Raw genomic sequence first — 12,463 nt, forward strand, 5'->3', positions numbered from 1 at the left:
GAAGAAATTGAGCTATTTTGAAATTAGTTAACATTTCCGGATGTAAAATTTCTTTTAAATCCCATTTATTTTCAAAATAGCCCAAATTCAATAAATCAGATTAGGATCCTAAAATCGCTACGATTTTCTCACCTACTCCTTTTCCTGAAGCAGGATTCTGGCCAGTAACCAATTTTCCATCAGCAATACTGAAGGGTTGCCATGGATCTACGGTATGATATATAGCTCCTTGTTTAGTAAGTGCTGTTTGCAAATCAAAAGGCACATCTGCTCGTGCATAATTGTCCTCTTCTAATGTCGTGAAAGATGAAATATTTTTACCGTCTACAAGATAACTGCCATCACTGAGTTTCACATTTAATAAGGATACAGGTCCATGACATACCGCACCCACAACTGCACCACGTTCGTAAGTTTCTTTTACGACTTTTTTAATTAGTGCATCATCTGCCATATCTACCAGAGGGGCAAGACCTCCTGGCACAAAAATAGCATCGTAAACACTCACATCCACAGTAGAAAGTTTAACTCCCTTTTGCATATCTGCCCAGCCTTTTCCGGTAAGGAAAGCTAAATTATCGGGGTCTGCGAGCAGATTCAAGATTATCAAGATATGGGCTTTCTCCTGTCAAGCTGGCAAAATCAATGTGATAACCCGCTCTTGCGAATTCGGCATAAGGATGTGCTACTTCTGGTAAAAAATTACCTGTTCTTCTTTTTAATGGTCCAATTGTATTGGTATTTGACGAAATAATTAAAACTTTTTTCATGATCTTAAAATTTTTTAATTAATAAATATACTTTTTAGCTAAATCAATTTTTTTACAACATAAACCGTGCGTTCCTCCAAATATGGAGCTATCTGATCTACAACAATTGACTGATAATGTTTCGAATTTCTGTGTGCTTCCTGTGCCTGCTGATCAACGTAACGTTCATGAAGTATTAGTTCATTAGGATTATCCTCCGACTGATAAATAGAGTAATAAATATTCCCCGCTTCTTTCTTGGTTTGTTCAGCCAGTTCAGGCAGTAGTGTAAGAATCTTAGTTGTCTCAGATTCTTTAATTTTCCATTTTACGATAACTTCTTTTTCCATGTTCTTGTGTTATTAAAGTTTTTAGAATGTTCGATACTGCTTGTTGAGATTTCATGTCCTCTGAATTTTACATATTAAAATGTAGCTAAAAGCAGTACCCGTTAATTTTGCCGTGGCCATCAGCTTGTACATGTAAAATTAGAAACACCACAGGTGCGAAAAATTGATCTGTGATAATAAATCAATGATAGATTCTTTTGAGAAAAATGTAAAACAAAAGAAACCAAACACCATATTTCACTTATTATTAAAGATTTAATTATGAGTAAAAAGAAAATACTTAAAGAGAAAATGCGAGATAGAAACCGCGTCTTCTTTGCTTAAAGACATTGTTGGTCTTATATTTTTTGCGCCGCTTTAATAATGATCTTAGTCACTTCTTCAGGTTGCGAAAGCATCGATACATGACTTGCTTTTGAGATGAAATGTCTCAGCTCCTATTTTTTTAGCCATATCTCTTTCCATTAATGGAGATATAATATGATCATTATCAGAAACAGCGTAAAAACTAGGTTTGGACTTCCATGCAGGATTCGAGACCGTCGCAGTAAGACAGCTTGAGTGAAAACGTCCTTGTACAGTAGCAATCACCTTAGCTTCAGCCTTTGGAAGATCTTGAGCAAAATGTTCCACTACAGCTTCTTCACGAAGACGAATATATCCGTCACTAACAAGTCTATTATCAAGACCTGGTGCAGGCGGATATTTTTTGACTTCGTATGCATCTTTAGTAAGACTTAAGGCGCTTTCATTTATATCTGGCGCATATGCGGCAATGTACACGAGAGATTTAACTTTCTCATCGTTTCCTGCTTCTGTAATTACCACTCCGGCCCAAGAATGTCCAACAAGAACAATTGGCCCTTCGATTTCTGCAAATACCCTTTTTACTGCGGCTACATCATCAGGTAATGAAGTAAGAGGGTTCTGTACTGCTACTACAGTGTATCCTTGTTTTTGTAAAAGTGGGATAACCTTGCTCCATGACGATCCATCTGCAAATGCTCCATGAACCAATACAATTGTTGGCTTTGGTGCATTTAAAATTTTGTTTGAGTTTTTATTTTCTATTGTATTGAAAGAAATCGTTATTGCGATACGCAAATAAAAGTACTGCGGCGACCAAAATTCTACGGAAAAAAATAATCGTTTTCATAATGATGTAATTTTATATTAGACTTTAACTTTTTATAATGCATGACAATGATTTAATACATTATCATCAGTAATGGCGAAATGAACAAACTAGAAATAATGACAGCCTTGTCTTTAAAAAAGTCGCCGGAATTGTATTGAGCCTTTTGATTACAATCTGTTTGGGGAGTTCGTTGCAACAAAAAGCTTAAGCATAATGAAAAATCATTACACAATATGAGTTTCCAAAATGGTATAGATCTTTACAGGAGAATTTTACAAAAGCGTATTTTTTTCTCCAAATCATTTCTAACCCTGCTAAGGCTTTCTGTTGTAATACCAAGATAGGAAGCCATATGATACTTTTTTATGTACTTTTCAATCTCTGGATAATTATTTATAAAATTTAAATATTTTTCTTCAGCGGTCAATTCCAATTCAGATAAGATTCTTTTTTGATAACTGCCAAAAAAACGTTCCATCTTAATCCTGAAAAAACTTTCTATTTGCGGAACTTCTTTATAAAGCGGCTCCATACTTTCTTTTGATATTTTATAAATGACAGCATCGGCAACACAATCAATATAAAAAATGGATTTCTCTCCAGTAAAAAAAGCGGTATAATCGCTAATCCACCAATCATTAACAGCAAACTGCAATGTATATTCTTTTCCCGTCTGACTAATAAAATAAGACCTTAAACACCCATCAAAAACAAAATACTGATCATATACAAAATGATCCGGCCTCAAGAGAATATCTCCTTTTTTAGGAAAAAGCTCTTCAAACTTTCTTTCCACAATTTTAATTTCGGCGGGAGTAAAATCGACTCCTTTAAAAATATCTTGTACACTACATTTTTTCATAGCAGACTTTCCTTTGCTTCTTTTAATTAAATAAAGTCAATCGCCAAATGTCTTAACTCTTTATCAAATAAAAATTGACATACGGTAAGATTTGGAATAATCTACAACTAAATACTGCCTTATTGTCTACCAAATAGTTACATAAAAATTATCTGGCTCTCGCATACTGAATAGGACCGTCGATTTTTTCATTTAATTCAGTTGCTCGCTGTCAAAGGGAAATAAGGATCTCTCAAAAATTCCCGCGCCATAAAGATCAAATCTGCATCTTCGTTGACCAAAATAGATTCTGCCTGAACAGCATTAGTTATTAACCCTACAGTAGCAGTTATTATACCTATAGTTTTCTTTATTTTGGAAGCAAAAGGCAATTGATAAGCAGGTCCAACAGGAATTTTTTGATCATGACTTAATCCGGCTGTTGTCACATCTACTGCATCAGCTCCATGGTCTTTAAGTGTAGCTGAAAGCGCTATAGCATCATCTGAAGTCCAGCCACCTTCAACCCAGTCAGTACCGGGAATTCTAACAAATATTGGGATTTCAGCAGGTACAGTTTTCTTGATAACTTCCAAAATCTCAAGTACAAGCCTCATCCTGTTATTTAAACTTCCTCCGTAATTATCGGTTCGGTGATTGGTTAACGGAGACAAAAACTGATGCGACAGATATCCGTGTCCCGCGTGAATTTCTATAACTTGAAAACCTGCTTTTATTGCCCTGTTTGCGACAGATTTGAAATCCTCTATAACCTTTTTGATGCCGTATTTATCCAATTCAACCGGCATAGGATAATTTTCAGAATACGTTATCGCGGAAGGCGCCAAAGGATGCCAACCTCCATTTTCAATACTTATTGCACTGTGCCCCTCCCAAGGCACCATCGTACTTCCTTTCCTTCCAGAATGTGCAAGCTGAATTCCTGTTACGCTTCCCTGCTGTTTAAGGAAACTGGTAATCTGCAACAGTTTTTCTATATGCTCGTCTTTCCATATGCCCAGATCGTGTGGAGAGATACGGCCTTCTGGAGAAACTGCTGTTGCTTCGGTCAATATAAGAGCGGCTCCTCCCACAGCCCTACTGCCTAAGTGTACAAAATGCCAATCAGTAGCAAAACCATCTACAGAAGAATACTGGCACATTGGTGAAACGACAATTCTGTTTTTTAATGTAACTCCTTTTATTGTTAAAGGACTAAATAGCTTTGTCATCGGTATTTAATTTAATTGTTATTCGTTTCACTTACCCCAAAATGTTGCTTCTATTTAAAGAATACTTCCCGCCATGGCTATTTCTAGATCTTCCTCAGAACTTCCTCCTGAAACACCGATGTATGCAATTATTTCATTATCCTTTCGAACAGGAACTCTCCCCCTTTAAAGCCTACTAACCCCCCATTGGTATTCTCCATTCCGTAGCTACGGGCCTCAGGCCTCAAAAAAGCATCTCCTAATTCATGGCTTGGTTTTCTGAAAAGCATTGCCGTTTTTGCTTTTCCCAAAGCGATATCAATAGATCCCACATACGCATCGTCCATTCTCATAAAATATTTGAGAAATCCAGCCGTATCCAGAACCGCTATATTGACCGGAACATTCATCTCAGTTGCTTTATTTGCCGCATTTTCCATTGCTGTAAAAGCTAGTTTACTTGAAATATCCATTTTTAAAAAATTATCATTAATTAACTTTCTACAGCTATCACACAAATACTTTATTCCAGTTATTAACAGCTTAAAGAGCTGATAATTTCCAGATAATAGATACTGAAAGGGCAATTATAATCAGCAAGACCTTTTTTGTTTGGGAGTAAACAAATTTAGATACTGTGAAGCAATTTGTTTCTGTGATAATATCACTAAAAGTTATAATAAATTAAGATGTGGAATAGTTGCCTTAAATTGCTAAATGACAGCAGAAAATAAGAAGTCTATATATAAAGAAGTAAAATAATTATTCCTGTTTAAGGTTTTCTTCTTCCAAGTCGATTTTATGAAGAAACCTTCTTATTATTTCTTCATCAACAAGTTCCTTGCTTCGATTTATTTTCAAAAGTATTTGTCGCTGTTCTTCAAGGATATTTTTATAAAGTATATAATCATCTGGCAGAATCGATTTGTCTTTAAAATCAATATCAAATTCCCACTCACTAACCCATTTTTGCAGATGTATACTATATTCTGATTCCCTGCCATTTAATTTTAAGTACTCAAGAGAAGCTTTCGCTAATTCTTTTCTTAAAAATCTTTCTGTTTCGGCTTTTGGCAGATGATCCTGAAAATTTGGGATTCTAAGTTTTTTGATTACAAAAGGAAGCGTTGTTCCTTGTAAAACTAATGTCGCCAAAATGACAATAAAAGTGATATAAAGTATCAAATTTCGATGTGGAAAAGGACTTCCATCAAGTGTAACAGGAATTGACAAAGTCGTCGCCAGAGAAACCACACCACGCATTCCTGCCCATCCCAACACAAAAGGAAGTCTGTTACCTGGATTTTTATCAGCAACAGTAATAAATAGACTGGCAATTTTGGTCACAATTACTGCTCCGTATGCTACTAACATTCTGCCCAACATTAATACCAAAGTGATTAAGAAGGCAAATAAAGTCGCATCAAAAAAACTGATTCCTTCTTGTTTTAATCCGGAAGTAATTTCCGGAAGATCAAGACCAATTAGTAAAAATACTAGCCCGTTAAGGAGAAATATAAAACTTTGCCAAACCGTCTCAGCTCTTAAACGCGATGAACTTCCCAGAAAATGATGTCTGTTATAGGATAAATAGAGACTTCCACTCACAACAGCCAATATTCCTGAAGCATGAGATTCTTCTGCTGTAATGTAAATGATATACGGAGTTACTAAACTTAGAATAATATCCATATTCGCATCTGTTGGGAGAAATTTTTGGGTTTTACAAAAAATAACACCAATCAATACGCCTATTCCTACGCCTCCAATAACCATCCAGATAAAACTTAATGTCGCTTCATACCAAACAAATTGTCCTGTCACCACAGCAATAAGAGCAAAACGAAATATAATTAAAGAGGAAGCATCATTTAGCAAACTTTCACCTTCAAGAATAGATGAGATTCGTTTGGGAACTTTTACAAATTTCAATATCGCACCTGCACTAACTGCATCTGGTGGAGAAACTATTCCACCAAGCAAAAAACCTAGTGCAAGCGTAAAACCCGGAATAAAAAAATTAGCAACTAAAGCAACGGAAACCGCCGTTAAAAAAACTACTACAAATGCAAAACTCCCAATAATTCTTCTCCAATGCCACAACTCTTTCCATGAATTTAACCATGCCGCATCATAGAGCAAAGGTGGAAGAAATATTATAAAAATAAGTTCGGGTTCAATTTTTAAAACAGGAACTCCCGGTATAAAACTTATAATCAATCCTGCAATTACCAACAATATAGGATAAGCTAATTTGATTTTGTTGCTAAGCATTATCAAAAAAACAATCAGGACTACTAAAGCTAAATAAAATGAGAAATCTTCTATCATATAATTGAATAAGGTTTGTATTTAAGTTCAAATCGCTATTTCAAAACACTTTCATAATCAACCACTTATTCAAATTTATTAATATTCATCCATATAACATAAGAGTTATTGAATAACTATAAGTTTTTCTCAAAAAAATACATTCTTTGCGCTCTTAAATTTTTTAAATTTACGTAGTAACTTTTAAGGAATTTATATGAAAATCAATGATTCGGAATTAATTTCCATCAAAAATATAAGCCTTCAAAAGGTAAATGGATTAGAAAGTTCATTCTGCTCCGATATACTTTCTGTCGAAGAACCTCTAGAAATAAGAGTAAAGTATGGCTCTGATACAGAAAAAATACAGAAAAATATTTCCGTAACCATGCGTACGCCCGGAGATGATTTAGATCTTGCAGTTGGTTTCTTATTTACAGAAGGCATTATTTCTTCTTATCAAGATTTATCAAAAATTTATCACATTGAAAAAGATTGTCAAATGCAGAAAAAGAATATTGTTCAGGCAGATCTTAGAGACAATCTAATTCCTGATTTACTGCATACCGACAGAAACTTTTACACCACTTCAAGTTGCGGAGTATGCGGAAAAAGCTCCATTGAGTCGATTAAAACAGCTAGTGTTTTTAGTCAGATAAGCAAAACTGAAATTACCGTTTTTCCGCAAGTTCTTTACCAGTCGCCTAATAAGTTAACATTGGCTCAAACCAGTTTCGCTTCTACAGGAGGTATTCACGCCTCAGGTCTTTTTTCTACTGAAGGAGAATTGATTCTTTTAAAAGAAGATGTTGGAAGACATAATGCTTTGGATAAATTAATTGGTCGCGCCTTGGCAAAAAAACTCTTGCCTTTAGATCAACATATTTTGGTTTTAAGTGGCAGAGCTAGTTTTGAATTGATTCAAAAAGTCGCTATGGCAGGTATTTCAATTGTTGCGACCATTGGTGCTCCTTCAAGCCTAGCTGTAGAACTGGCACGAGAATTTAATATTACACTGCTTGGTTTTCTTAAAGATGGCAGATTTAATATTTATAATTCTGGAAATCATGTTTTAATCCCCACTTCAAATAAAAATTAACTTCAAATAAAAATGAGATTATTAATAAGAATGTTTATATATAAATTTAGAATAGGTTAAAACTTTTATGATTAATCTTTTCTCATAATTTCATATGCATTTAATCCTTTAAATCGCAATAAAATCTATAAGTCATGAAAGAAGATAACTCAAAAAAAGTGGCGAATCTGAAACTAATAAATTGCCTAACGCTGAAAACCCTTATACACTTTTACACCTTAAACTTACCAAAGTTGAAAATTGGGCGGCAGGAGTTCCTGCTGTAATGGCGGCTTTCAGCGATATAATAGAGGAAAAAACAGTTATTCGCGGAACAAAAGCCTTGTTTAAAATGAATCAGGTTGGTGGTTTTGACTGTCCGAGCTGTGCGTGGCCTGATCCTGATGATGAACGCTCCCATCTTGGTGAATATTGTGAAAACGGGGTTAAAGCACTCGCTGAAGAAGCAACTTCAAAAAAAATTACTGCGAATTTTTTTAAAGAGAATTCAGTCTATGATCTTGCGAAACTAGATGATTATCATATTGGGAAAATGGGAAGACTTACCGAGCCAATGTATCTGCCAAAAAACGGTACAAACTATGAACCTATAAGCTGGAATAATGCTTTTAAAAAAATAGCAGAACATTTAAATGCGCTGGATTCTCCAGATCAGGTCGCCTTTTACACTTCAGGAAGAACCAGTAATGAAACATCGTTTTTATACCAACTTTTTGCTAAAGAATTTGGAACCAACAACATGCCCGATTGCTCTAATATGTGCCACGAAACATCTGGTACCGCTTTAAGTCCAATAATTGGAATTGGCAAGGGAACTGTGAGATTGGATGATTTTTATGACACCGATGTTATTATAATTGTAGGCCAAAACCCAGGTACTAATTCGCCAAGAATGATGAGCGCACTTTCAAGAGGTAAAAAAATGGTGCAAAAATTATTGCTATTAATCCTTTGCCAGAAGCAGGTTTAATGGGGTTTCGCAATCCACAAGAGATAAATGGCGTGATTAAAAGCGCTGTTAAACTTGCAGATTTATATCTTCCGGTAAAAATAAATGGAGATATGGCTCTTTTAAAAGCTCTCGAAATTTTATTAATTCAACTTGAAAAACAAAACCCAGAAAAAGTTTTTGATCATGATTTTATCCGGGAAAAAACAGTCGGATATGACGCATTTCTTAAACAGTTTGAAAAATACGAGCTTGACGAACTTTGTGAACTTTCAGGTATTTCTATAGAAGCCCTTACTATTGCCGCAGAAATGATTGCTTTCAAAAAACAAATTATTGTTTGCTGGGGAATGGGACTTACCCAACAGCCAAACGGCGTAGACGTAATCCGAGAAATTGTAAATATTCTGTTGCTAAAAGGAAGTATTGGAAAACCTGGTGCAGGTGTCTGCCCTGTTCGAGGCCATAGCAATGTTCAGGGAAACAGAACAATGATGATTAATGAAAAACCTACAGAGGAACAACTTGATCGGTTACAAGAATTTTACGGATTTAAGACACCACGCAAACACGGCTATGATGTTGTACGAGCCATTAAAGCCATGCATGAAGATAACGTAAAATTACTTTTTAGTATGGGAGGCAATTTCCTATCTGCGACTCCAGATACATCTTACACGGCTAGTGCATTGAGAAAACTTAATTTAACCGTATCTGTTTCTACAAAGCTTAACCGAAGCCATTTGATTCATGGAAAAGAAGCGATTATTCTACCAACATTATCCCGAAGTGATATTGATCTGGTAAACGGCGAAGCACAATTTATAACAACAGAAAACTCAATGGGTGTTGTACAATCATCAAAAGGAATACTAAAACCGGTATCGGATAATCTTATTAATGAAACACAGATTGTATGCCGAATGGCAATGGCAACTTTAGGAGATAAATCTGTAATCAATTGGCAACGTTATCACGACAGCTATGATGCCGTTCGCGACGATATCGAGCAATGTATTCCCGGCTTTGAAAATTATAATAAAAGAGCCAGAGAAAAAGGTGGTTTTTATTTGCCTAATGTCGCAAGGGAAGGAAATTTCATAACAAATCAATATGGAGACAGAGCTCCCTTTACTTTAACTGAAATTCCTGATAACACTCTTGGTCCAGATGAATACCTAATGGCGACAACCCGCACACACGATCAGTTCAATACTACAATTTATGGACTTGACGATCGTTATCGCGGCATTAAAAACGAACGCAGGGTAATATTTATGAATAAAACGGATATTGAACAGGCCGGATTCAATAGCGGAGATAAAGTAGACTTATTTAATTATGATGATAATATTGAGCGTATTGCTCCTTTATTTATTATTGTTTCTTATGAGATACCTCAAAAAAATGCCGTAACCTATTTCCCAGAAACCAATGTTCTTGTATCTATAAATAATGTTGTGAAGGACAGTAATATGCCGGCTTCAAAATATGTGAAAATTAAAATTAAGAAACATGACCCAAAAATTTATGAAAGAATAAATCAGTTGTGATTTTTTGTCTGCTATTATATCTTATTCCAAAATCCAAATCAAGAAAGAATCTGTTTTCTAATTTTTAAGACCTTCATTTTTTACCATACATCAATTTCTAGCGCTTATATCAGACATAATTTTGCCTTGTAAATATTTATTAATTATAAAAAATAATACAATGAAAAATTTTCTGATTTTAACTGCCGCATTTTTATTCTCAGTTTCATATGGACAAAATAAAAATGAATCATTGCCGACAAAACAAAATACATCGGTGCAAAATGTCACAAAAAAATATTAATTATTGTTTCTAATGCCAATACAATCGGCCCAAACAATAGAAGAACGGGAACTTTTTTACCAGAAGTAGCGCATCCTTATGGTGAATTCAGTAGAGCTAATTATCAAATTGACTTTGCAAGTTTAACAGGCGACACACCTTATTTGGATGCACTTAATCTAGCCAGTGATCCTGATAATCTTGCTTTTTTAACTGGTAAAGGCTGGACAGATATGCAAAAAGCGACTAAACTTTCGACTGTAGATGTAAGTGCTTATGATGCTATTTTTGTACCAGGCGGACTTGCGCCAATGGTAGATATGCCAGAAAATGCACTCCTTAAGAAAACTATTGCTCAAACCTACGAAAGAAATGCCGTTGTTGGTGCAGTTTGTCACGGTCCCGTATCTTTATTAAACGTAAAGCTTAGCAACGGAAAATACTTGATAAACGGGAAAAATATAGCTTCGTTTACAACATTGGAAGAAGATAACTACGCAAGAGCAGATGTGCCTTTCGATTTACAAACTGCACTTGTAAAACAAGGCGCTAAATTTCACGTCACTGCTCCTTGGTCTGCGAACAGCATTGCTGATGGTAATCTGGTTACTGGACAAAATCCTGCATCAGCGAAAGGTGTTGCTGAGAAAATGATTGCTATTTTAGAATCTTCAAAAACAAACTAAAAACAATTATTTATAACTGTTTGTTAGATAATAAAAAAGCCCTTCTTTCGGAGGGCTTTTTTATAGGTACTTTTTTAGCCTTTAAGATCATAACTGTAATAATCGTATGTAAGCGCTTTTTTGAATCCTAACTTATCATAAAGCTTTTGAGCATCTGCATTGCTTTTCTCTGTGCATAAATCAATTCTTATAATGTTTTCTTTTTTGCAAACTCAAAAACAGCATTTATTAAAGCTTGCGCAACTCCTTTCTTTCTTTCATTATGAAGAACAAATAAATCATTAAGAACCAGAATTTTTCCTAGTGAAAGTGATGAATAAGGAGGGTAATTTAAAGCAAAACCTATTGCATCTTCCTGTTCATTAACAGCCATAAATATAATCGCTTCATTATTAATCAATCGATCCGATAAAAATTTCTTGTACTTATCTATAGATGAAGGAAGTTTATAAAACATCATATACTGATCAAAAATATCTACTATTTTATCGATATTATCAGAACTTTTTAATTTGATTATTTTCATTTTTTGTATTTGGAATAAAATATTTACTTGTCTATTGGAGTACATTTTTAGTGCAACTTCCAAAATTCTTTAATTCAGTTTTCAAAAAAATGATGTATGATAATTATGTTTGATTAATATCATAAATTTTAGTCGTAAACCTTGGTTTTCTATTTTATAAATATCATTATTTTTAAGATGCAAAAAAAGCGTTTGAATTATAATGATAGAATTCAAACGCTTGTTCGTTACCAGTAAAATTAATTTTACTGTTTACTTTCTCGAATTTAAAAAATTCAATGCTTTTTCGACATGAGCATCTCCCTTGAAGAAATTCCTGAATTTATAGATTAAAACTCCTTCCTTATCAAAAATAAAAGTCTCGCGTCCACTTGCAAATAATGCACTTTTAACACCAAACTGTTTTAGAACTTTATTTTCATTATCACTCAAAAGAGTAAAAGGCAAATTATTTTTAAGAGCAAATTCTTTATGACTTTCAACACTTCCTGAATTAATTCCAACTACTTGTGCTCCTGCATCTGTAAAAGCTGTGAAACTGTCTCTAAAAGCACAAGCTTCTTTTGTGCATATAGCACTTTCATCTTTTGGATAAAAATAGACAATACTAAGATATCCCAATATATTATCTTTGCTGTCCCACAATTCATTATCCTGATTTTTTAATGTAAAGGCTGGTATGCGATCACCTATCTCTAATGTATTTTTTTATTATGTGTTAATTGCATTGCATTTTATTTTAAATATTTCGTCGCAAAGTTCCAAAATACAAATTCCATTTGCATTCAC

The 12,463-nt window shown here is 34.4% G+C and carries 15 protein-coding genes; 4 read left to right on the forward strand and 11 right to left on the reverse strand.

Features of this window, described 5'->3' with window-relative positions; genetic code table 11:
• Positions 1 to 100: 100 nt before the first annotated feature.
• The 9 genes from ACQ9BO_RS17265 to ACQ9BO_RS17305 all read right to left on the reverse strand — a co-directional run bounded on the left by ACQ9BO_RS17265 (position 101) and on the right by ACQ9BO_RS17305 (position 6,620).
• Positions 101 to 601 (reverse strand): type 1 glutamine amidotransferase domain-containing protein, encoded by a 501-nt coding sequence (locus tag ACQ9BO_RS17265; protein ID WP_431241722.1) that lies wholly within the window; start codon positions 599 to 601, stop codon positions 101 to 103.
• The gene (locus tag ACQ9BO_RS17270) at positions 576 to 770 is read right to left on the reverse strand and encodes a hypothetical protein (protein WP_431241723.1); all 195 of its coding nucleotides are present in this window, start codon (positions 768 to 770) and stop codon (positions 576 to 578) included. Before ACQ9BO_RS17270 ends, ACQ9BO_RS17265 begins: the two co-directional genes overlap by 26 nt.
• Positions 771 to 808: 38 nt before the next feature.
• Positions 809 to 1,099: a putative quinol monooxygenase gene (locus ACQ9BO_RS17275; protein WP_431241724.1), complete on the reverse strand. Its 291-nt coding sequence runs from the start codon at positions 1,097 to 1,099 to the stop codon at positions 809 to 811.
• Positions 1,100 to 1,480: 381 nt separating this feature from the next.
• A complete protein-coding gene (locus ACQ9BO_RS17280; protein WP_431241725.1) occupies positions 1,481 to 2,203 on the reverse strand; it encodes an alpha/beta hydrolase in 723 nt (240 codons plus the stop codon).
• 293 nt (positions 2,204 to 2,496) lie between these two features.
• Positions 2,497 to 3,099, reverse strand: a complete 603-nt coding sequence (locus ACQ9BO_RS17285; protein ID WP_431241726.1) for a Crp/Fnr family transcriptional regulator — start codon at positions 3,097 to 3,099, stop codon at positions 2,497 to 2,499.
• A gap of 197 nt (positions 3,100 to 3,296) precedes the next feature.
• On the reverse strand, positions 3,297 to 4,310 hold the full coding sequence (locus ACQ9BO_RS17290) for an NADH:flavin oxidoreductase/NADH oxidase (protein WP_431241727.1): 1,014 nt from the start codon (positions 4,308 to 4,310) through the stop codon (positions 3,297 to 3,299).
• A gap of 54 nt (positions 4,311 to 4,364) precedes the next feature.
• Positions 4,365 to 4,442, reverse strand: a complete 78-nt coding sequence (locus ACQ9BO_RS17295; RefSeq protein WP_431245142.1) for a hypothetical protein — start codon at positions 4,440 to 4,442, stop codon at positions 4,365 to 4,367.
• Entirely contained in the window at positions 4,439 to 4,762 is a 324-nt protein-coding gene (locus tag ACQ9BO_RS17300) for a GlcG/HbpS family heme-binding protein (RefSeq protein WP_431241728.1), read from the reverse strand. Before ACQ9BO_RS17300 ends, ACQ9BO_RS17295 begins: the two co-directional genes overlap by 4 nt.
• A gap of 289 nt (positions 4,763 to 5,051) precedes the next feature.
• Complete coding sequence (locus ACQ9BO_RS17305; RefSeq protein ID WP_431241729.1) at positions 5,052 to 6,620, reverse strand: Na+/H+ antiporter; 1,569 nt, start codon at positions 6,618 to 6,620, stop codon at positions 5,052 to 5,054.
• 196 nt (positions 6,621 to 6,816) lie between these two features.
• Here ACQ9BO_RS17305 and fdhD point away from each other — a divergent pair, with 196 nt between their 5' ends.
• The 4 genes from fdhD (at position 6,817) to ACQ9BO_RS17325 (ending at position 11,148) form a co-directional block, all read left to right on the forward strand.
• A complete protein-coding gene (gene fdhD / locus ACQ9BO_RS17310; RefSeq protein ID WP_431241730.1) occupies positions 6,817 to 7,698 on the forward strand; it encodes a formate dehydrogenase accessory sulfurtransferase FdhD in 882 nt (293 codons plus the stop codon).
• 181 nt (positions 7,699 to 7,879) lie between these two features.
• Positions 7,880 to 8,668 carry a molybdopterin-dependent oxidoreductase gene (locus ACQ9BO_RS17315; protein ID WP_431241731.1) on the forward strand — a complete coding sequence of 263 codons (789 nt, stop codon included), beginning with the start codon at positions 7,880 to 7,882 and terminating at the stop codon, positions 8,666 to 8,668.
• The gene (locus tag ACQ9BO_RS17320) at positions 8,668 to 10,200 is read left to right on the forward strand and encodes a molybdopterin-dependent oxidoreductase (protein WP_431241732.1); all 1,533 of its coding nucleotides are present in this window, start codon (positions 8,668 to 8,670) and stop codon (positions 10,198 to 10,200) included. The genes ACQ9BO_RS17315 and ACQ9BO_RS17320 overlap by 1 nt, the downstream gene beginning before the upstream one ends.
• Positions 10,201 to 10,506: 306 nt before the next feature.
• Complete coding sequence (locus ACQ9BO_RS17325) at positions 10,507 to 11,148, forward strand: type 1 glutamine amidotransferase domain-containing protein (RefSeq protein ID WP_431245143.1); 642 nt, start codon at positions 10,507 to 10,509, stop codon at positions 11,146 to 11,148.
• A 187-nt stretch (positions 11,149 to 11,335) separates the two neighbouring features.
• Here ACQ9BO_RS17325 and ACQ9BO_RS17330 read toward each other — a convergent pair whose 3' ends face one another.
• Both ACQ9BO_RS17330 and ACQ9BO_RS17335 read right to left on the reverse strand, forming a co-directional pair.
• Positions 11,336 to 11,674, reverse strand: a complete 339-nt coding sequence (locus ACQ9BO_RS17330; protein WP_431241733.1) for a GNAT family N-acetyltransferase — start codon at positions 11,672 to 11,674, stop codon at positions 11,336 to 11,338.
• Between the two features lie 252 nt (positions 11,675 to 11,926).
• Positions 11,927 to 12,367, reverse strand: a complete 441-nt coding sequence (locus ACQ9BO_RS17335) for a peroxiredoxin (RefSeq protein WP_431245144.1) — start codon at positions 12,365 to 12,367, stop codon at positions 11,927 to 11,929.
• Positions 12,368 to 12,463: the final 96 nt, after the last annotated feature.

Origin of the sequence: Flavobacterium sp. P21 (assembly GCF_050632225.1) — a bacterium.
Taxonomy (GTDB): domain Bacteria; phylum Bacteroidota; class Bacteroidia; order Flavobacteriales; family Flavobacteriaceae; genus Flavobacterium.